The following is a 20,604-nucleotide window of genomic DNA, read 5'->3' as shown; positions in this document are numbered from 1 at the left end:
CTGCCTCCGAAAGAGTATCGGAAGCAGCTTATAGCCTAGGGTCTTTTTTTAGTGTCTATAAAATGGGGTCTTGACCACAGGAGGGGTGGTCTTCGCTTTTACAAGTCGCGGTAACTGGGCACATACCATTTCGGTATATAGGTTTGAAAGTAATCATACGCTTCCAAAACCTCTTCAGCTCGTTGCACCATATCGTCCACCTCTTTTTTGCCAAATGGAATGGCCCAGTGAACCGATGAAAGCTGATTGCTTGCAATATACAGAGCCATTAATCTAAAAAATAAATCAGGTACATGGTTATTAAAATAACCGTGGATACGGCCCGAAGCGAATAAAGGACTTAACGCTGCACACCAGGTAATTCTATTGAATTCCTCCCAAGGATCACCATAATCCATTCTATTAAAATCGATGATACCCAGTTCACCGGATGGGGTAACCACCATATTGCCCACATGATAATCCCCATGCTGAAAAGTCTGGGGACGATTTTCTAATAGCTGACGATTTTGCTCAATAAAGCTTATGGCTTGATCTGCTCCCTTTAGGGGAATACCGCATGACTTATAGTTTGAAATATATCTGTTTATTTTGCCATTATAATGTTCAGCCCATGGGACTCGATCTTGCTCCGCATGAATCTCATGCATTTTTTTCAATGCATCTCCTGCTTGAACCCCGAGTTGATACTGTTGTGCTGCGGTCAACGTAGGGATAATCTCTTCAGCATCTTTCCCTTCGATCCAGGTGAACAGGGAATATACAGATTGACCATCATGACAAATCCCAAATTCAAGCGGCCGGGACATGAACAGATTCTCCACGTGGTTCAGCTTTGTTACAGCTTCAAACTCGCGCTTCTTTTTATCATAATGAACCATATCCGCCATTCTTAGCAGCAAGTCCCTACCGTCAGTGGTTTGAATATAATATTTCTTGTCACTGGACCAGCCTCTATGAATTTCTTCCACGTGGCTCCACCTGCTGGCACCCGGTATTTCACTAAAGAGTTGATTCACGTTCATCCCCCCCCCAAGTTAAGATAGCCTTACTTACTATATATGCTTTCCATAGTTTACCTTCGTAATGACAGAGGAATCAATCCTCTTCCCGGAAAAACCTCAAATAAAAAAGGCTGAAAAGACAAGCCGTCTCTTCAACCTCAATATTCACTGAGTTGCCATCGTGAAAACCCATCACTTGTATTTTCAAATCAGTAAGAATAAGAAAACTCATGTTTAAATTCGTCTACCCGTTGAATGGTTTTCAGAATATTTCGACCTTCACGTGTGCCGTCAATAATACGACGAGCTTGTTTACTATCCCCGATATTAATAACTTCTACTTGATGTTCTTTACCATATTGGAGCAAGCTGTCCATCAGCGGACTGTGTGAATGCATACCCAAGCATACGAATCCAAGATCAAAAGGAATCTCAAACTCCTGTTTTCCATGCTTTACTTTGAAGCGGTCGCTACACACTTCTGTCAATGCTGTTTCCGTATGGACGTTCACTTCCCGCTCCTCTACCATTTTCATCATGGAAATCCGAGTAATCATATCCAGATCTTTACCCAGTAACGGCATCATCTCAATAATAGAAACCTCTTGTGCTCCACGCTCTGCATAATATTCGACGACATCCAGTCCCACGGCTCCGCCGCCAACTACAGCAATGCGTTTACCTTCAAATTCCTGGAATTTCTCCATGTTGTGCAAAAGATCAAAGATGGAGAACACTTTTGTACCTGGTTTACCGAGTTGCTCATGTAAACCTGCAATGGGCGGAAGAAGTGGTGTGGCCCCCGTCGCATTGACAATAATATCAGGATTCAGAGCACTAATCATCGCCAAATCGGCTCGGGTCCCTGTTACAATGTTCAGATTGGTTAACTGTTTGGTGCGCTGAATCAGATAATCAGGGAAATCATTGATGCGTGTTTTGTCTGGCAGGCGGGCAATATCACGAGCCAAGCCGCCCAACTCTAGTTTTTCCTCAAAAAGGGTTACTTTACAGCCTACTTCGGCTGCCGTACATGCAGCTTCCATACCAGCGGTCCCACCACCAATAACAACAACCTGAACATTGTTCTTAACTCGTTGTTTCCGGTATTCAGCTTCTTTGAACAGATCCGGATTTACCGTACAGCAAATCGGTTTACTTTTGGAGATACGGTGATCCGCACAACCAATGTTGCAAGAGATACATTTTCTAAGCAAATGTTCGTAGCCGTTTTGCACTTTAAGCACCCAGTTCGGTTCTGCAATCAAGCCTCTACCCATAGCCAGAAGATCAGCGTCATCTCTCTCCAAAATATCCTGCGCAACCTGTGGGCTCCGAATATTACCTGAGGTCATCGTGACCTTCCCGAATTTTTCTTTTACTGCTTTGGCCATATAAGAGCGCCAACCATCTGGCAAGTTCATCCCGTCAATCTGGAACTGGATGGAATCATTCAGAGCAGCAGAAACGTTCAGAATATCTACCTCATCATTAAGATACTCCAATAACTCGAGTGTATCTTCCAGTGTGTTCCCACCTTCTGTGAACTCTTCCGCGCTAAATCGTAAGCAAATAGGGAAAAATGGGCCCACCACTGAACGAATTTCATCAATGACTAATCTGGCAAAACGGGTACGGTTTTCTGCGCTGCCGCCAAATTCATCCGTGCGTTTATTATACATCGGCGAAAGAAACTGACTCAGCAAGTAGGAGTGTCCCGCATGAATTTCAACACAGTCAAATCCTGCTCGTTGCGCTCTTCCCGCTGCTTCTCCGTATTTGCGCACAATGGCGTAAATTTCTTCTTTTTGCAAAGGTCTTGGAATCACTCCGCCCTTTTTAGAAGGAATATTCGAAGAAGATACAGGCTGAACTCCGTTCAGTCGTCCCACATAAGCCGAAGCACCCGCATGGTTAATTTGTATAGAAACACAAGCTCCATAAGAGTGCAGGGCTTCTGTTAATCTAAATAGTCCGGGAATAAACTGATCGTTATCCATACGCAACTGGGTTGTTCCGTTCGTACCCATTGGGAAATCCAGACAAACATTTTCTACTGTTATCAAGCCGGTACCACCTTTGGCCCGTTGCACGTAATAGTCAATATGATCCTGAACAAAGCTTCCGTCCATGGCAGCAAAGTTAGTTCCCATCGGGGGCATAACAATCCGATTTTTCAAGGTCATGCGTCGTATGGTTAGAGGTTCAAAGATAGCAGGATAGTGGTTCATTGTTCTTCCTCCTTGCGAGTTTACAAATTTCATGTTCAAGCTTCCATTAAAGCATTCATATATGTGATTTTTTTCACTTTTGGGAATATCGAGATGTTATTGAGTACGATCATTCCTTATGGTTTGATTTTATATCATCTAATTCATAAATTCTAATGCTATTTTATGTAATGAATCATAGTTTCAGTCTATGGATTAACTGGATTGAGACATAAAAAAGGAACAAACCTGTGAGGAATGTCCCTTTTGTGTGAAAAAATCATGCTTATATTCCGGACCACCTACCGATCCGTTCTTTTGAAACCGTTGGGTACACGCTCCAAAATCCCCTGCCCGAAAAGCCGGGTGAGTCCAATGAAAGGAAACACCTCAGCTTGACGTCAAGGGAGACTTGTCTATCCGTATACAGATTATACTTTTAAATCACCATCATAGGTGGCAATCATATTGTACAGTTCAGGACGACGGTCACGGAAAATGCCCCATTCAATCCGTCCTACTTCCAGCTCATCCAGATCAAATTCAGCAGTAAGCACTTCCTCATCGGTACGACCCGCTTCTGCGATCTTGTTACCTTGATGCCCGGCAATAAAGGAAGAACCGTAGAATGTAATACTGGAATCCTCGTCCGTTTCAGTTCCGATCCGATTGGAAGCAATGACTGGAATCAGATTGGAAGCCGCATGACCCAGCATGCAGGTCTGCCAGTGATCTTTGGAATCAATGGCAGAATCCTGTGGTTCTGAGCCAATTGCTGTCGGATAGAACAAAAGTTCTGCGCCCATGAGCGCCATACAGCGGGCCGCCTCAGGGTACCATTGATCCCAGCACACGCCTACCCCAATTTTGGCATAACGTGTATTCCATACTTTAAAACCGGTATCGCCCGGATTAAAATAAAATTTTTCCTCATACCCAGGACCGTCAGGGATATGGCTTTTGCGGTATTTACCCAACACTTCACCGTCTGCGTCAATGACAGCAAGACTGTTGTAGCGCGCGTAGTTTTTCTTTTCATAAAAACTGATGGGCAGCACAACCTGTAATTCTTTGGCGATCTTCTTAAAATGGTTAACCGCCTTGTTGTGCTCCAGCTCAGTTGCATATGAATAATAATCAGACTTTTCCTTCTGACAGAAATATGGAGTCTCGAACAACTCCTGCAGCAAAATAATTTGTGCGCCCTGCGCAGCCGCTTCACGTACTAGCTTCTCTGCTTTACTAATATTTTCTTCGATATTGGTAGAGCAGCTCATTTGAGTTGCTGCCACTTTTACTTTTCTCACGTTAGTCCTCCTTTTAGATGTTGTATCGTTCAACGATTTACAGCAGGCATCTGCTGGGTCGTACAGTGTACGTTACCGCCTTCACGGATGACCGCCATACCGTCTACAGTACGAATGGTGCGATCTGGAAATACATTTGCCAGCACTTGCTCAGCTGCAAGATCGCTCTCAGCGGCAGTGCCGCCAAACACCGGCAAAATAATGCCGCCATTCACAAAGTAGAAGTTAATATAGCTCAGTGTCAATCGGCTATCTTCATAATCCACGCGCGGTGGCTGGCCGATCCGAATCACTTCCAGCTTACGGCCTTGGGCATCCGTTGCTTGCTCCAAAATACGCAGATTTTCCTGCGTGATTTCGTAATTTTCATCCTCAGGATCATCACATACTTGCATAATGACCTTGCCAGGAGCTGCAAAGCAAGCAATATTGTCCACATGGCCATCTGTTTCGTCGCCACTAAGACCACGTTTTAGCCATATTATTTTCTCTACACCTGTATACTCACATACATACCGTTCAATTTCTTCTCTGCTTAATTCCGGATTTCGGTTGGGATTGAGCAAACACTCTTCGGTTGTAATCAGTGTGCCTTCGCCGTCTACGTGCAGTGAGCCGCCTTCCATCACAAGCGGTGCATCAAACCGTGGAACTCCAAGTTGGTCCAAAATTTGCGGCGCAACCTGGTCATCTAGATCCCATGGAGCGTATTTGCCGCCCCAGGCGTTAAACTTCCAGTTTACACCTGCCAATTGACCATGCTCGTCTGTGAGAAAAGTAGGGCCGTTGTCACGCAGCCACGCATCGCTGTGCTCAATCGGCAGGAGTTCTACCCGTTCCCCAAGTTCAAGCGCCTTAACGCTCTCCAGATCATCCGGATTTACGACCACAGTAACTGGTTCAAATTCCGCCATGGCGCGTACAATTCCGGCATACCCCTTGCATACATCAGCATGCATATTCGGGTAAACCATTGAAGATTTTACAGGCCAAGAAATATACGTGCGTTCATGTGGCGCCCATTCAGGCGGCATCTTATAATGTGAATCCTTAATTTGCATGTATTGAAGCTCTCTTTCTTTTTCATAATGTAGACTCCGCTCCTATCATACAATAATATGATCTTTGTCTCAATCGAAGCGGAAAAGTTTTAATAATTTACAGTCACATTGGAATAAATTACTTTGAAAACGTGATTGCTTTCACCGTATTCCCATCAAAATCCTTCACAGTGAATTGTGCTCCCTCCAGCACACCGTAAGAGGATGGATAGTTTTCTTTGGGCAGCGAGATCGAACCGGGGTTCAGTATAAAGACCCCATTTTCCACATCTGCTACCGGAATATGAGTATGTCCCTGGATGAACACATCTCCCGCTTCCAGTGGTGGTAAATTTCCGATACTAAAGCCATGTCCGTGCGTGACATAGATTCTCCGTCCTTCATGGTGCAACAAAGCATAATCACCCATCATAGGAAACTCCAGTAGCATCTGGTCCACCTCTGCATCACAATTTCCGCGCACAGAAACCGCAATATGGGACTTGTACTTATTCAGCAGAGCTGCCACTTCTGCCGGATTATACCCTTCTGGTAACGGATTACGTGGTCCGTGGTACATATAATCTCCGAGCAGAACAAGACGATCGGCTTTCTCCTCCCTGTACTTTTCCAGTGCCAATTGCAACCAGTGTAATGAGCCGTGAATATCTGATATAAACATCAACTTCATGATTGTTCTTTCCTTTCTGAATAGGCTAAAAATATTCCACTTAAGTACATTATTGCATTATTCCCTGAACAAATCTGTGCAAAAATGTTCTTTTGTTTGGTAACACTCTTTTAAGACAATAAACTACAGCTCCGAGTGAGCTGTAGTTTATTATTAGTTCCCTTTGTACTTGGTCTTATCATCTTCGGTGATTTCACGGATTACCTTACATGGGTTTCCAGCAGCGATCACACCAGAAGGGATATCTTTGGTAACAACACTTCCTGCACCGATACGTTGTTCTACATCAAGAGGATGACCCGCAGTATAAAATCCGCAGTTAGGAGCAATAAACACATGATCACCGAAAACGATTTTGCCCCATCAAGCATGATCGTATTATGGTTACTATAGAAATTTTCACCGATTTCAATGTTATAGCCATAGTCACACACAAAAGGTTGCTCAATCAAGAATCTATCAGTTGTCTTCCCAAGTAAAGTTTTGATGAGTGTTTCTCGTTCTTCGATATTTCTAGGATGAAGCTGATTATATTCGTGGCAGAGACTTTTGGCGTATAAACGTTCTTCAATCAACTCTTCAGAACTGGAAAGCTACTCACATTGAAATTTCCACCAAATTACCTTCTGGATCTTTAATTACGCTTTCATAATAGCCGTCACCTGTCAATCTTGGCTGACCCACAACTTCATATCCTGCATGCATGAGCTGCTCTGTCTTTTCATTCACCCGTGCTTTACTTCCAACGGAAAATGCCACATGAGCCCAGCCCGTAATATTTATCTGTGGTGAATGATCTACTCCCGTTTTACGCATAACCTCTAACCTTGCTCCATCCTCAAAGGTGATAAAATAGGACTCAAATCCTTTTGTAGCGTTATAATATTTATCGTTAGATTTTCCATCAAAATATTGCTCGTAAAAGCTTTTCATCTTTTCTAAGTCTCTCACCCAGATCGCTACATGCTCAATCTTCATTATTTTCCTCCTTCTGCAGCCCTCATCATTAAAAAATCATTAATTTATACTGGACTCAATTTTTAGCATAGTTATTATTAACGTTTTAATAAGTCTCAATATATCTCAGTAATTCATTTTTGTCCAATCTATTTATCATCAAATATCAATAAATAACGCTTACGAATCATTCATGAAAGCCCTTTCGTCTTCAGCTTGTAACTCGGTTGCTAATACCCCTTAAAAAATTAGCGACCGCTTCGTAAAAGAGAAGAAGCGGTCGCTATCTTTAAGCCTTGATTGTATATTTAATACTTAATCACAGGTTTATTTATAAATTAACGTTTCAAGCTTTCACCGTTCGTAGCAATAACTTCTTTGTACCAATGGAACGATTTCTTCGGATATCTCTCAAGTGTACCGCTGCCATCATCATGACGGTCTACGTAAATGTAGCCATAACGTTTTTTAAGCTGAGCGGTCGAAGCGCTGACAAGGTCAATACATCCCCAAGACGTATAGCCCAAAACCTCTACTCCGTCCTCAATAGCTTCTCCAACTTGAACCAAATGATCATTCAGGTAGTTGATTCGGTAGTCATCCTCAACCGTTTTTTCGCCTTTTTCATTCGTGATTAGTTCATCAACGGCGCCCAGGCCATTTTCAACGATGAACAGTGGTTTTTGGAAGCGATCATAGAACGTATTCAGTACATAACGCAGACCTTGCGGATCAATTTGCCAGCCCCACTCACTTGCCTCGAGATGCGGATTGCTGACACCACCAAGGATGTTACCTTCACCTTTGACTTTTTTAGCTTCGTCAGCTGTCTCACAAGTACTCATATAATAGCTGAACGAGATAAAATCAACGGTATGCTTCAAATCTTCGGCATCACCTGGTTCAAAGTGAATAGAAATTCCGTTTTCTTTAAAGAATCGTTTCATGTAACCAGGGTATTGACCTCTTGCGTGAATATCGGCAAATGCCATGTTTCTGTGATCAAATTCCATCGCAGCAATCACATCGTCTGGATTAGGTGTCAGCGGATAAGTAGGCATACTCAGCACCATACAGCCAATTTTGAAATCAGGGTTGATCTGATGACCGATTTTTACCGCTCTTGCACTCGCTACAAGCTCATGGTGAATAGCTTGATAAAGATCTTGCTCACTAAGTTGATCTTTTGGTGTGCTAATTCCTCCACTCATGAATGGTGCTTCAAGAATGGAATTGATTTCATTGAAAGTCAACCAGTATTTAACTTTATCTTTGTAGCGATTAAATACAGTTGTAGCATAGCGCTCATAAAAATCAACAAGCTTACGGTTTACCCAACCATCGTATTCTCTGGACAAATGTAAAGGTGTTTCATAGTGAGATAATGTAACGAGTGGCTCAATTCCATATTTGTGAAGTTCATCAAACAAATCATCATAAAATTGCAAGCCCTTTTCGTTAGGCTCCAGTTCGTCACCTTTTGGGAAGATACGTGACCATGCAATAGAAGTACGGAATACTTTGAAGCCCATTTCCGCAAAAAGTTTGATATCTTCTTTATAATGATGATAAAAATCAATACCGATCAACTTCATGTTATCTTCTGTTGGTACATCCGTAACGGGCCCCCAGCCACCACGAGGAGTTACATCCTGAATGGACCAGCCTTTTCCATCTTCTTGATAAGCGCCTTCGAGCTGATTAGCAGCAACTGCTCCGCCCCACAGGAAATCTTTTGGAAACTGTGTACTCATATTTTCTCCGCCTTTGCTGATGTTTTTCATTAACTAGATAGAAATACGTTACCTCTATGCTAATGTGTTATAAGTACTTCTAAATGAATCTTAAGGTTTGTAACGCGTTTCATGTCAAGTATTATTTTAAAAACTTCTATAACTGTATTATTTCCAATAAGTACTCCCATATTTATAACTCTTCTATTATTGAGTAAAATGACTATTCTTTAATTGGCGGATCTACATGAATATCTCTATCTGGTTCAGTGCTTACCCAACGTGTAAAGATAACCTGAAAGCCGGCTCGAGTCGGCGCGCAGGCAAAAGGACCCGCCTGTTGTCCCGTTTCATAAGGAAAGCGTGCTACACGTACGGTGCGCCAGTTTTGATTTTCGGTTCGAGCTCTAATGATAACTGCATCCTGTAGCTGTGAAGCACGAATCGTGACATTTTTCCCTACCCATTCAGGTACAGGAGCTAATGACCAATCGGAATAGCCATCTGTGACTACGACAGCTAATTGAGGAATTCCGTCATTTAATTCAATCCCAGCTTTAATCCACTTTTGCTGTCCTTGATACAGCATAATACCGGCCTGATCATAGAGCTCCGTAAATGAGCCTAATTGAAACGTGACTTCGATGGCTGAGCCTTCTTCCCAGTCTGTAAGCAGGGAATGTCCGCTACTGCGTTCAAATCCATACAAAGTTTTTTCCCAGTAGTCGCTTCCTTCTCTGGTTTCAACTTTAAGAAACTGGTCTTCTTCTATGGATGATACAGGGTGATTAGTCCATGTTCCTGTAGTCCATGCAATTGATTTTTGAGTCATTGATCTCATCCTCTCATGCTTTATTGAACGATGTCCTATTTCCTTTTCTCCACCAATTGCAAATTGTACGTCAGACTTTCAAGGGTCACCGAAATCAACCCATACATGTATTCATCATGCGTATCGTTTTTCACAAAAATCTCGGGCATATGTTCTTTGGGTACATCTTTTAGACAGCCGTTATAAATATCATCCAACAGAGTCGGCTTGGATAACTCTCCAGTCAAAGCGATAGATACAGGGTCTATAATTGCAATAATGGAAGTAATCGTTTGGATCGCCAGAGGAACAAATCCCTCTGTGCTATTTAACTGTTTAAGCTGTTCCTCTCTTGTTAAATCAAAGGGTAAGAAGGACACCTCCCCCGCAAACTTGGTATTTCCTTTTAACAAATGTCCGTCGACAATAAAACCCGCTCCGGGGAAATTGTCTTTGGGAAACGAAACAATAGCAAAGGTTTTATCCTCATCATAATTCTGCATGTTATAAAATCCGTAGACTGTCAAATGCATATCATTTTCAATGGTAACTTCTAATCCGTATTTATCTTGAAGCCGTGGACCTACAGGGACTCCTATGAGCAGGTCGAGATCGCAAACATCGATAATCCCTTGATGAACAACCCCAGGGATGCCAATCCCAATGGCTTTGACGTTTCCATAGTTATTAATCAGCTCTCCAATTTGGGTTTCTATGACCTCATAATCAATATGGGGCACTATGGAAGTATTCTCGATGATGATATCACCAAGCAAATTAGCAACAGCATAAGTAAGAGAATGTATACCGCCTTCCGTTTTCACATTTAAACAGATAATATATGAATAATCAGCGTTATATTTGTACCGTCTAGCCGGACGTCCGCCGTTCGATTCTTCCAATTCCGTCTCTAATACTTCCCCGGTTTGAAGAAGCTCATTCAGAATATTTCCGCAGGTTGCCACACTAAGACCTGTGATACTGGCTATGGATGACTTGGTTGCATATTCCTTGGATTTCAGTGTGTTTTTAACTAACTCTACATTAATTTGTTTAACCCGAATGGTATTATTGGAGACTGGTTGTATTTGAATACACTCCTTTTCCAGTATTTATTAAAAGGTTTATAATAAGTTGTAATATACCGCTCTGCCTGCAAAAAGTCAATTTGAACGCGTCTTCCTCTTCTCCTCCATCATCATGCTATACTATAAATAAGAAACAAATTTTTAGTGCGGTATCTTTGCGATGAAACTAAGTGAAATAGGAGGGATTCTGTTGTCAACTATTGAGTATATAGCAATAATCGCGTTGCTCCTCTCCGTCATACTTTTAATTAAGGTCTATAGCCTTCAATCGCGTCTTAATGACCTGAAATCCGACGTGGAGCGTCTTGAAAATCGTTCAGGAATACAAGGAACATCACTGTCAGGTACCATCGCTGCCACTCCTTCACATGTTCTAGATGCAGGAGCTTCAGAAGATATCAATGAAAAGTTGCTCCTGCTAATTAGGGAAGGAAAAAAGATTCAAGCCATAAAAGAGCTGAGAACTGCTAAGGATCTTTCCCTTAAGGATGCAAAAGATTATGTCGATCAATTGGAAAAACTCTAAGAAAGGAAGAAATAAGATGAGTGCCAGCAAAACAAACGCCATGCGCATATTGGATGGGCAACACATACAATACAATATTTTGAGTTATGATCATCAAGACGGAAAAATAGACGGGATGAATGTGGCTGAGAAAATAGAGAGAGCCCCAGAAATGGTTTTCAAAACTTTGATTGCACACAGCAAACAAAATCTGTTTGTTTTTGTAATCCCTGTACATAAAGAGCTTGATCTCAAAAAAGCAGCCAAATGCGCGGGAGAGAAAAAAATTGAAATGCTTCCAGTTAAGGATTTGCAAAAGTATACGGGATATATTCGCGGTGGCTGCTCCCCCATAGGAATGAAAAAGCTCTACCCCACTTTTATCGACCAGCCTGCATTGGAACTGGAAGCCATCGTTGTGAGCGGTGGGAAAATTGGGACCCAACTGGAGTTGAGTCCACACGATTTAGCTCAAATCATTCAAGCACAGTTTGCAGATCTGACGCATACAGCATAAAACTCACCACATGATCATAAAATCTTTATGCATATTTTCTCTAATTCCTTGCTTCATCAAGCTTCAACCTGGAAAGGAAGATCTAATGATGCATAATGATTGCCCGAAAAATGTAAGAATCCCCCAACCCATCAGAAGCGATGGTGCTGGGGGCATCGACAAGGGCCCACGTGATGTGATGAGGGATCTACAAAATCCCGATATGCTGGTTCCCCCCGTAACGGACAATGGTCTCATTCCGAATATGAGATTTTCTTTTTCTGACGCCCATATGCAGCTTAATCATGGTGGGTGGTCAAGAGAAGTAACGGTAAGAGAATTACCTATTGCCACAACCCTTGCCGGGGTGAATATGAGTTTGACGCCGGGAGGTGTACGTGAGCTTCACTGGCATCAGCAGGCGGAATGGTCTTATATGCTGTTGGGAAGTGCTCGTATTACGGCAGTTGACCAAAATGGACGTAATTTTATTGCTGATGTGGGTCCCGGGGATCTCTGGTACTTTCCTCCTGGCATTCCCCACTCTATACAGGGGCTTGAGGATGGCTGTGAATTTTTGCTGGTTTTTGATGATGGCAGCTTTTCCGATCTGAACACCCTATCCATCTCGGATTGGTTCGCACATACTCCCAAAGACGTACTTTCTGCAAATTTTGGTGTATCAGAAGCTGATTTTGCAGCAATTCCTCAAGAACAAGTATACATCTATCAGGATTCAATTCCTGGTTCAATTCAAAGCCAAGCGGTTCCCTCTCCTTACGGGACGTTGCCCCAATCCTTCAAGCATGAATTACTAGCCCAGCCCCCAATCAAAACACCGGGCGGAAGCGTACGCATCGTTGACTCCTCTAATTTTCCGATTTCCAAAACCATCGCAGCCGCCCTTGTTGAGATTGAGCCCGGAGCCATGCGAGAAATGCACTGGCATCCCAATAATGACGAATGGCAATACTATCTTACAGGGCAAGGACGGATGACTGTCTTTGGTGGTAATGGCGCTGCCCGCACATTTGATTTTAGAGCCGGAGATGTCGGATATGTGCCCTTTGCTTATGGTCATTACATTCAAAATACTGGCTCTAGCTCATTATGGTTTCTTGAAATGTTTAAGAGTGACCGTTTTGCGGATGTTTCACTAAATCAATGGATGGCTCTTACCCCCACAGAACTGATTCAGAGTAATTTACATGTAGGTGTTGATGTAATCTCTAATTTACGAAAGGTAAAATGGCCCGTCGTCAAATATCCTGGTTATTCTTATGACCCTAAAAAGAAATAACGGGAACAACTTTGTCATGATTATTTCCAGCTATCCCCATGGCTCAGAACAAACTGCTCGAATGATATCGGACGGCGCCCAGTGACACGCTCTACGGTATGAGTAACTTGATCTTCACTTCCATTTTCACGTATCCTTCTATCCAATCCCGCCAGCATATCTGCATATTCTTCAGGCATTCCAGCTCGAACCATGCCCGCTTTTAGCTCTTCATCAGGCAACGAGATATGCTGGATTGCTTGGCCTGTTAACTTCCCAATAATCTTACCGACTTCGCCATAGGTTAGTGACTGAGGTCCAGTGATGACATGAGCTATGTTATGTGGTTTATCGTCAATCAGAGCTCGTACTCCCACTTCTGCAATGTCATCTGCACTGACAAAACCTACTCTCCCTTCTCCTGTCGCACTATAAATCGTGCTGGTGTTTTTGATGGTACTTACATGCTGACCTTCTGTAAAATTCTCCATAAAGTAGGATGGCTGCAATACAGCCCACTCTGGAGCTAATCTACGTAGTGCTTGATGCACAGGTCCAAATACTGGTCCGTCCTCAGGCACAGATGCGCTCCCTAACAGCACAAACCTTTGCACTCCTTCTCTCAAGGCCCTCTCAATAAAAGGAATCATCACTTTGGCGGGATTGACATCCAGCACAGGTACTACCAAATAAATTTTATCTACATTCATCAGCGCCTGTGCATGTGTTGATTCATCATACCAATCAAAATATACATAATCTTTCCCTTCCCATTCGGCAGGATGAGCACGTCCTGCCAAACGTACCGGATGCTGAAGTTGCGTAAGTCTGGCGGCTACACGGCTACCTGTTTTGCCGTTTGCTCCTGTAATCAACGCTATATTTCTGTCTTTCATGAAATTCAACTCCTATTTAAATTTTTTGTTTTCCCCTAGATATCCATATCCCTATGAGGCTTGAACTCTTTCATTTATGATTCTAGGGCTTCAAGAGCTACTAAAGGGTTCCAGTAATCTTTGTAGTGAATAATTTTTCCGTTCTTCAGCTTAATAACAGAAATGTAGGTTTGATTATACGGTTTACCTGTGCTCACAGCCTGCGCCTCACAGGCGAACTCGGCCACGAATAAATCCCGGTCCGTTGTCGTATGGATAATTGGTGAAGAGAAATGCTGAATCCGAAGTATATTAGGAAACTCCTTAATGTACTCGTAAATTGCTGCTTTGCCCTGAAGCATTTGTGCAAAATGCTTAGGTGCATAAGGGAACTCGAAAACAGCGTTATCATCAAATAATGAAATCCATTGCTCCATATTTTCTTCTAACAGGTTGTTCGTAAATTTATGCATGACTGCTTGCGCTTGCTGTTTTACTTCGTCAGTATTCGGATTGATTGTCATGGTAGACACCTCGCAAATATATTTTTAGTTCCTGCTTAAAAAACGAATTCAAGACGCTAAAATAAACATAAGCATTCTAGATTGAACAGTCTATAATACTCAAAAAAATTTGACCAATCAGTCTGGAATGTTCAAAAAATAAACGCTATTAAGCGTTCATAAAGATCAATTTAAAATCGACAGCGTTGTACGCACAATATCTCTAAGCACCTCAGTGCTCGCGCCTGTCTTGGCGGTAAATGTCAACGATAGTCGGGCATGATTTAGAAATCTGGCGATTGACAATAGCTCAGATTCCGTAGCATGAATCTCCCCCTCTTTTTGGGCGCGGACTAGGGCGTCGTAAAAAGCAAGTTCAAGCTTTTCAGTGTTTTCAGAAATAAAAGCTTTGATCTCATGATGATGCGGAGCCTGTTCAATAGCACTGTTCATAATAAAGCATTCCTTGGACAGCCTCTTATCCGTCAACACTCTAACAGATTCATTAAAAATCATCGCTATTGCATCCTTAATGCTCCCAGGTTGACTGAGCAGATGAACTACAGCTTCGGTCTTGTCACGTATATAAAGCTGAATAGCCGAAAAAAACAAATCATATTTCGTTCCGTAGGTATCATAAAGACTCTGCCGCGCTATACCCAGCTGATCCAGTAAAATTGTCAGAGAAGTTCCCTCATAGCCATGCTCTCCAAATACAGCCATAGCTTTTCGTAGAACACTTTCAGTATCAAATTCTTTAGCTCTTCCCAAACCTTATGTTCACCTCCTTGCCTATGATTATAATTTTTGCAGACTGATCAGTCAAGAAAATAAAATTGATTTTTTATAAGTTTATTTACAAAAAAACCATCGTACCGAAATACGATGGTTTAGGAATGTTTATTTTATACAAACGCTCAGATGTAAATGATGCAATCCGACTATTCCTCAGAGTCTACATTGTGGTAAACCTGCTGAACATCCTCCAAATCTTCTAATGCATCAATCAATTTATCGAATTGAACTTGTGCATCTTCTGGAAGTGAAATATCATTTTGGGCAAGCATGGTGAGCTCCGCAACGGTAAACTCAGTCACTCCTGCTTGTTTGAAAGCTTCCTGCACAGCATGGAATTGATCAGGCTCTGCATATACGATGACGGCTTCATCTTCTTCAATGATGTCACGCACCTCTACATCTGCCTCCATCAGCAGCTCCAGCACTTCATCTGCGGTTTTACCCACCAGACCAATAACTGCTGTGGAATCAAACATGTAGGCTACAGATCCGCTCACGCCCAGGCTACCGCCATTTTTAGTAAAAGCAGAACGCACATCCGATGCTGTACGATTAACGTTATTGGTCAGTGCATCTACAATGACCATGGAACCGTTCGGTCCGAAACCTTCATAACGAAGCTCTACGTAGTTTTCATCGCCAGCACCTTTTGCTTTTTCAATAGCACGGTCAATGATTGCTTTGGGTACATTGTACGTTTTTGCACGTTCTAAAACGACTCTTAATACCCGATTGGATTCAGGATCAGGTTCGCCCTGTTTGGCTGCCACATAAATTTCCACGCCAAATTTAGCATATATACGACTCGTATTAGCATCCTTGGATGCCTTCTTTTCTTTAATGTTATTCCACTTACGTCCCATAATATCCCGCTCTCTTCCTGTATGAATATACACAACGAACTTCATTATATCCTTGTATATTATATCTCCTAAAGGACATACGAACAAGTTCAAACAACTCCGTTATGGAAAAATAAACAATTCTACCTAATTAGGGATGCTTGGAAATATGAACTTCCAATTCTCCTCATCTATGGACAATCCCCCTATCCATGTCTAAGATGAGGAGGAAGTCTGACTTGAAGGAGATCATTTAATTGGATGTCTTGTACAAAAAGTTGAGCCATAATCATGAAATCACAGTATACGAAACCACCGAGCTGTACGGTGAAAAAGGCTTATTTCGAGTGATGCAGTTTTCAAATACAGCCATCCAAGGCGCGGTGGATTTGAATCATCCGCAACGCATTTTGTTCGAATATCCTAGAGCAATCATCCATCTCATGGAACTGAACGATCCGTCATTTGAAGACGTGTTTGTTATTGGGCACGGTATAGGTACAATAGCGGGTCATTTTACAGATAAACGCTTTAAGATTGCCGAGCTGGATGCACAAGTCGTAGAGTTCAGCCGAACATTCTTTGGATACGATCAGGATAATGTAACTGTTGGCGATGGACGACGCATTCTGGAGAAGGAAGCGTCTGATGCTTATGACTATATTATTCTGGACGCCTTTACAGAGCAGGGTACACCTTTGCATTTAGTATCCTGGGAATTTTTCAAGATGGCCAAAGAAAAGCTGGATTCCGAAGGCTCCCTGATCATGAATTTAATGGGTAAAAGTGAACACGACCACCTGATCAATGCCATTCACACAACGTTGCGTGAAGAATTCGCCTATGTCACAACTTTCTCGCTCCCCTCGGATGGTGCTGCCGACATTCAAAATATCATTATGGTAGGTCGGGACAAGCCAATCCGGTTTCAGGCACGTCAGATGGCGGACTTTCATGAGACTACACTTGGAGAAGGCCATATTCTACGGGATACAGATGCTTAGCGTAGTTCCAATATCCGTCTCTCTACATCTTCGATATGAATCGTCTCTTTGTTGCAGCTTTTTCGTTCCACTAACTCTACTTTCCCGTGTTCGGCATCTTTACCAACGACGATGCGCACGGGAATACCTACTAAATCAGAGTCTTTGAATTTAACCCCGGGCCGTTCCTCCCGATCGTCCAGCAGCACCTCCACACCGTGATCCTGCAGTTGGTTGTATAATTTCTCGGCTAATTGCATCTGAAGCCTGTCTTTCACAGAAATCGGAATGATATGAACTTGAAACGGGGCCAGCGCATGAGGCCATATCATTCCGTTCTGATCATGATTTTGCTCTACAATGGCAGAAAGGATTCGGGAAACCCCAATACCGTAGCAGCCCATAATCATCGTTTGCTCCGTTCCAGATGTATCCAGAAAAGTCGCACCCAGCTTCTCACTATATTTGGTGCCCAGTTTAAATACGTGTCCGATCTCAATCCCACGATAAAGTTTCAATTCCCCTTCGTCACATCGAGGACATCTATCCCCTTCTATGACATTCCGCAAGTCAGCCACATGCCGAAGATCTATATCGCGCCTTGGATTCACATGTCGATAATGATAATCCAGCTCGTTCGCGCCTGCGATACCGCTGGACATTTGGACAACGGCGTAATCTACCCACACAGGGATCGTCAATCCGCATGGGCCTATGAACCCCGAGGGGGTTCCGGTCGCCTTTGACACGGTGTCTGCACTTGCTATTTCGAATTTTTCACTACCTAAAATATGTTTAAATTTCACTTCGTTAACCTCATGATCACCCCTGACAACTACAGCAACAGGTTGATCGTCAGCCATATAAATCAGTGTTTTGATGATTTCTTCAGGTTCTATGTGAAGCGATTCAACCAGTTGATCTATTGTACGTAGGCCAGGAGTATGGAATTTTTCCATTTTAGCTGTATCAAAAGAAGGATGGCTGACATGTTCATTTTCATCTGAGACTGGAGCTATTTCTATTTTCTCCGTCGACCGCGCCACGGCTTTTTCAAGATTAGCTGCATATTCACAGCAGGTGCATGCTACAATGGTGTCCTCTCCAATATCAGCTAGAGCCATAAATTCATGAGTTTCACCTTCGCCACCAATGGCACCCGCATCTGCTTCTACTGCACGAAAATTCAGACCACAGCGGGTAAAAATGCGCTGATATGTCTGGAACATAGTCCAATAGGTATGATCTAGTCCTTCCCAATGTGCATCAAACGAATAGGCATCCTTCATCAAGAATTCTCTGCTGCGAAGCAGGCCAAATCGAGGACGTCGTTCATCCCGAAATTTGGTTTGAATTTGATACAGGGTTACAGGCAATTTGCGATAAGAATTCACTTCATTTTGTATTAAAGACGTAATGACCTCTTCATGTGTAGGCCCCAATGCAAACTCTCGACCATGTCGATCTTGCAGACGCATCAGCTCAGGACCGTAAACATCGTATCTCCCTGATTCTTGCCATAGCTCCATTGGCTGCAATACAGGCATCAGCAGCTCCCCAGCCCCTGCGCGATCCATTTCATCTCGTATGATTTGCTCTACTTTTCTGAGCACCCGTCTGCCCAATGGCATGTAGGTGTACATTCCAGCCGCCAGTTGGCGGATAAATCCTCCCCGCAGCATAAGCTGATGACTGATCACTTCGGCATCTGCGGGTGCTTCACGCAAGGTTGTCAGTAATAATTGGCTTTGGCGCATGTGTAGCTACCTCCTTGTATGGACGATAAAATGTACGCAAAAAGACACATCCGTCAGGGACGAATGTGTCGTGGTACCACCCTTAATTTGACCGTAGCCATACACGGAACGGTCCTTCATCAGATAACGGCGTCTAGCCGGTAACGGTTTATCTTACAAACCGCTACAGCTCGCAAGGCAGGGAAACGTTCATTCGCGGCGAGAAACCTTTCAGCCCATGAGTTTCTTCTCTGTACAGCGGGTATTGAACCTTTGATCCTTGGTCTACACTATTCCTATATATTACAATTTTCACCACTTTACACGAAATGTAATTTCTAGTCAAGGAGATAATCGTCTATCTGAGATCAGCCAGGGACATAAACGGTATTTAGATTTCAAGATAATCAAATTCCGTTGGTTACCCTATTGCATAATGAGCGGCCAGACTTTAGGACAGATACGCCTACGAAAACCCAGAACAAAGCGGATACTACCAAAGAACCTCCCTTTAAAAGCAAATAAAGGAGGCACTGTGGCAGAAAAACAATTACGTATTTCACGCTGTCCATCAGACAACATGCTCCTTTTACCAATTAATTGATTGAGGCCATTACGTACGTGAAGCTCCCAATACGCGCTGTTGTAGGGTAGAGTTCTCTTGATTACTTATGTATCTTCCTTTTTAAAATACACACCCTTGAAAAACACAAAATTTTGCGAATGTGTGCCATACAGCTCTTGAAACCTAGAATGGAGTTTATTCATAGAAAGGATCTCTGAAACCGTCCGATCCGTTTGCAGGGTCAAGTCGACACAGCTAATTCCAAATTGGCACACTTGCTCCATAGGATAACCTTGGGTGATTCCATAAATCATCCCGGCAATAAAAGCATCATCTGCGCCTGTGACATCAATGACCTCTTGAACGGGATGCATAGGAATTTGTCCATGAGTTCCATCCTGAGAGGCGTACAAAACTCGATCAGCACCGCAGATAAAAATGACATTTTGAACCCCAAGTTTGTGAAAAATCCGGGTGGCATCCAACATATGCTGATCATCTGTAAGTTCTAGCCCCAAATAAGCTTCAGCCTCCACCGGTTTACATACCAGCCATTCCACCCCATGCAAATTCCGGGGAAGCTTTCTCATCTTGGAGGCCGATACCGAAGAAACGATAATCGGAACCCGATGTTCATGGCAGACATGTATGGTGGCTGCAATTACGTTCATAGAGAAATTAGTGTCCAGCAGAACGAGTCGGGACGAGGCGATTAAAGGAGTATTTTCATAAATTACTGAAGGACGAATCTGATCATAAATCTCCATTTCTGCTGTCGCTACAATCAGTTCACCACGCTCATTCAGCAAGGCAGTATAAACCCCAGTTGACGGCTCACCTTTGACTTGCAGAGGAACCACGTGCATGTAACGGCCGGACTGTTCAATAATAAATTCACCTTCCGCATCGTCCCCAACCGCAGTTAGCAGGCTGACCCGTTGGCTCAACCTCCCTAAATTTTCGGCTACATTTCGTGCTACCCCACCGCAAGATTGCAGCCTTGTACTGCTTGGATTGGAGGTATGAAGCTGAAATGTACCTTTAATCATGATTTTACGATCCAGATTGGCCCCCCCGATACATAGTATTGGTTTGCTAGAGGGCCAAGGCTCGTCCTGTTCATTATTGTGGATTTTTTTTAATTTCATGATTTGACTCCTTTCTCGAGTCTATTCGCTAGA

19 protein-coding genes and 1 pseudogene are annotated in these 20,604 nt (G+C 43.0%); 4 read left to right on the top strand and 16 right to left on the bottom strand.

What is annotated here, in order from left to right:
- Window positions 1-98: 98 nt before the first annotated feature.
- The 10 genes and pseudogenes from ACL9RM_RS24005 to ACL9RM_RS23960 all read right to left on the bottom strand — a co-directional run bounded on the left by ACL9RM_RS24005 (window position 99) and on the right by ACL9RM_RS23960 (window position 10,718).
- Window positions 99-1,019 (bottom strand): aminoglycoside phosphotransferase family protein, encoded by a 921-nt coding sequence (locus tag ACL9RM_RS24005; RefSeq protein WP_250268238.1) that lies wholly within the window; start codon window positions 1,017-1,019, stop codon window positions 99-101.
- Window positions 1,020-1,213: 194 nt separating this feature from the next.
- Entirely contained in the window at window positions 1,214-3,235 is a 2,022-nt protein-coding gene (locus tag ACL9RM_RS24000) for an NAD(P)/FAD-dependent oxidoreductase (protein WP_250268237.1), read from the bottom strand.
- A 410-nt stretch (window positions 3,236-3,645) separates the two neighbouring features.
- The gene (gene aguB, locus ACL9RM_RS23995; protein ID WP_025721082.1) at window positions 3,646-4,521 is read right to left on the bottom strand and encodes an N-carbamoylputrescine amidase; all 876 of its coding nucleotides are present in this window, start codon (window positions 4,519-4,521) and stop codon (window positions 3,646-3,648) included.
- Window positions 4,522-4,550: 29 nt separating this feature from the next.
- The gene (locus ACL9RM_RS23990) at window positions 4,551-5,582 is read right to left on the bottom strand and encodes an agmatine deiminase family protein (protein ID WP_250268236.1); all 1,032 of its coding nucleotides are present in this window, start codon (window positions 5,580-5,582) and stop codon (window positions 4,551-4,553) included.
- 118 nt (window positions 5,583-5,700) lie between these two features.
- On the bottom strand, window positions 5,701-6,252 hold the full coding sequence (gene yfcE, locus ACL9RM_RS23985) for a phosphodiesterase (protein ID WP_061830162.1): 552 nt from the start codon (window positions 6,250-6,252) through the stop codon (window positions 5,701-5,703).
- 153 nt (window positions 6,253-6,405) lie between these two features.
- A pseudogene (locus ACL9RM_RS23980) lies at window positions 6,406-6,827 on the bottom strand (sugar O-acetyltransferase).
- Window positions 6,828-6,849: 22 nt separating this feature from the next.
- Window positions 6,850-7,230 (bottom strand): VOC family protein, encoded by a 381-nt coding sequence (locus ACL9RM_RS23975; RefSeq protein ID WP_023988486.1) that lies wholly within the window; start codon window positions 7,228-7,230, stop codon window positions 6,850-6,852.
- 317 nt (window positions 7,231-7,547) lie between these two features.
- Window positions 7,548-8,963 (bottom strand): glycoside hydrolase family 1 protein, encoded by a 1,416-nt coding sequence (locus tag ACL9RM_RS23970; protein ID WP_025721091.1) that lies wholly within the window; start codon window positions 8,961-8,963, stop codon window positions 7,548-7,550.
- Between the two features lie 202 nt (window positions 8,964-9,165).
- The gene (locus tag ACL9RM_RS23965) at window positions 9,166-9,774 is read right to left on the bottom strand and encodes a DUF1349 domain-containing protein (protein WP_069291866.1); all 609 of its coding nucleotides are present in this window, start codon (window positions 9,772-9,774) and stop codon (window positions 9,166-9,168) included.
- Between the two features lie 35 nt (window positions 9,775-9,809).
- Entirely contained in the window at window positions 9,810-10,718 is a 909-nt protein-coding gene (locus tag ACL9RM_RS23960; RefSeq protein WP_081330751.1) for an ROK family protein, read from the bottom strand.
- Between the two features lie 313 nt (window positions 10,719-11,031).
- On the opposite strand from ACL9RM_RS23960, the gene ACL9RM_RS23955 reads away from it, so the two are divergent.
- The 3 genes from ACL9RM_RS23955 (at window position 11,032) to ACL9RM_RS23945 (ending at window position 13,142) form a co-directional block, all read left to right on the top strand.
- Window positions 11,032-11,367: a ribosomal protein L7/L12 gene (locus ACL9RM_RS23955; protein ID WP_069291864.1), complete on the top strand. Its 336-nt coding sequence runs from the start codon at window positions 11,032-11,034 to the stop codon at window positions 11,365-11,367.
- A 16-nt stretch (window positions 11,368-11,383) separates the two neighbouring features.
- Window positions 11,384-11,863 (top strand): Cys-tRNA(Pro) deacylase, encoded by a 480-nt coding sequence (gene ybaK / locus ACL9RM_RS23950; protein WP_250268915.1) that lies wholly within the window; start codon window positions 11,384-11,386, stop codon window positions 11,861-11,863.
- 88 nt (window positions 11,864-11,951) lie between these two features.
- Window positions 11,952-13,142, top strand: a complete 1,191-nt coding sequence (locus tag ACL9RM_RS23945) for an oxalate decarboxylase family bicupin (protein WP_250268914.1) — start codon at window positions 11,952-11,954, stop codon at window positions 13,140-13,142.
- 20 nt (window positions 13,143-13,162) lie between these two features.
- Here ACL9RM_RS23945 and ACL9RM_RS23940 read toward each other — a convergent pair whose 3' ends face one another.
- The 4 genes from ACL9RM_RS23940 to ACL9RM_RS23925 form a co-directional block, all read right to left on the bottom strand.
- A complete protein-coding gene (locus ACL9RM_RS23940; protein ID WP_235306298.1) occupies window positions 13,163-14,017 on the bottom strand; it encodes an NAD(P)H-binding protein in 855 nt (284 codons plus the stop codon).
- A 74-nt stretch (window positions 14,018-14,091) separates the two neighbouring features.
- Window positions 14,092-14,520 (bottom strand): nuclear transport factor 2 family protein, encoded by a 429-nt coding sequence (locus tag ACL9RM_RS23935; protein ID WP_250268234.1) that lies wholly within the window; start codon window positions 14,518-14,520, stop codon window positions 14,092-14,094.
- Between the two features lie 165 nt (window positions 14,521-14,685).
- Window positions 14,686-15,270, bottom strand: a complete 585-nt coding sequence (locus ACL9RM_RS23930; RefSeq protein ID WP_250268233.1) for a TetR/AcrR family transcriptional regulator — start codon at window positions 15,268-15,270, stop codon at window positions 14,686-14,688.
- A gap of 170 nt (window positions 15,271-15,440) precedes the next feature.
- A complete protein-coding gene (locus ACL9RM_RS23925; RefSeq protein WP_013310214.1) occupies window positions 15,441-16,160 on the bottom strand; it encodes a YebC/PmpR family DNA-binding transcriptional regulator in 720 nt (239 codons plus the stop codon).
- Window positions 16,161-16,396: 236 nt separating this feature from the next.
- On the opposite strand from ACL9RM_RS23925, the gene ACL9RM_RS23920 reads away from it, so the two are divergent.
- Complete coding sequence (locus ACL9RM_RS23920; protein WP_250268232.1) at window positions 16,397-17,143, top strand: spermidine synthase; 747 nt, start codon at window positions 16,397-16,399, stop codon at window positions 17,141-17,143.
- Here ACL9RM_RS23920 and ACL9RM_RS23915 read toward each other — a convergent pair.
- Both ACL9RM_RS23915 and ACL9RM_RS23910 read right to left on the bottom strand, forming a co-directional pair.
- Window positions 17,140-18,879 (bottom strand): proline--tRNA ligase, encoded by a 1,740-nt coding sequence (locus ACL9RM_RS23915; RefSeq protein WP_250268231.1) that lies wholly within the window; start codon window positions 18,877-18,879, stop codon window positions 17,140-17,142. The genes ACL9RM_RS23920 and ACL9RM_RS23915 overlap by 4 nt on opposite strands.
- Window positions 18,880-19,527: 648 nt before the next feature.
- Window positions 19,528-20,571, bottom strand: coding sequence for a carbohydrate kinase family protein (locus ACL9RM_RS23910; protein WP_250268230.1), 1,044 nt, complete (start codon window positions 20,569-20,571; stop codon window positions 19,528-19,530).
- Window positions 20,572-20,604: the final 33 nt, after the last annotated feature.

This window comes from Paenibacillus sp. S29 (assembly GCF_049319765.1).
GTDB lineage: Bacteria > Bacillota > Bacilli > Paenibacillales > Paenibacillaceae > Paenibacillus > Paenibacillus polymyxa_B.
Note: the sequence above shows the minus strand (reverse complement) of the source record. Positions and strands in the feature narration are given on the sequence as shown.

Coding starts and splice junctions, on each gene's coding strand:
- ACL9RM_RS24000 (WP_250268237.1), bottom strand. CDS start 3,235: ATGAACCACTATCCTGCTATCTTTGAACCTCTAACCATACGACGCATG.
- ACL9RM_RS23990 (WP_250268236.1), bottom strand. CDS start 5,582: ATGCAAATTAAGGATTCACATTATAAGATGCCGCCTGAATGGGCGCCA.
- yfcE (WP_061830162.1), bottom strand. CDS start 6,252: ATGAAGTTGATGTTTATATCAGATATTCACGGCTCATTACACTGGTTG.
- ACL9RM_RS23975 (WP_023988486.1), bottom strand. CDS start 7,230: ATGAAGATTGAGCATGTAGCGATCTGGGTGAGAGACTTAGAAAAGATG.
- ACL9RM_RS23970 (WP_025721091.1), bottom strand. CDS start 8,963: ATGAGTACACAGTTTCCAAAAGATTTCCTGTGGGGCGGAGCAGTTGCT.
- ACL9RM_RS23965 (WP_069291866.1), bottom strand. CDS start 9,774: ATGACTCAAAAATCAATTGCATGGACTACAGGAACATGGACTAATCAC.
- ybaK (WP_250268915.1), top strand. CDS start 11,384: ATGAGTGCCAGCAAAACAAACGCCATGCGCATATTGGATGGGCAACAC.
- ACL9RM_RS23945 (WP_250268914.1), top strand. CDS start 11,952: ATGCATAATGATTGCCCGAAAAATGTAAGAATCCCCCAACCCATCAGA.
- ACL9RM_RS23940 (WP_235306298.1), bottom strand. CDS start 14,017: ATGAAAGACAGAAATATAGCGTTGATTACAGGAGCAAACGGCAAAACA.
- ACL9RM_RS23935 (WP_250268234.1), bottom strand. CDS start 14,520: ATGACAATCAATCCGAATACTGACGAAGTAAAACAGCAAGCGCAAGCA.
- ACL9RM_RS23925 (WP_013310214.1), bottom strand. CDS start 16,160: ATGGGACGTAAGTGGAATAACATTAAAGAAAAGAAGGCATCCAAGGAT.
- ACL9RM_RS23915 (WP_250268231.1), bottom strand. CDS start 18,879: ATGCGCCAAAGCCAATTATTACTGACAACCTTGCGTGAAGCACCCGCA.
- ACL9RM_RS23910 (WP_250268230.1), bottom strand. CDS start 20,571: ATGAAATTAAAAAAAATCCACAATAATGAACAGGACGAGCCTTGGCCC.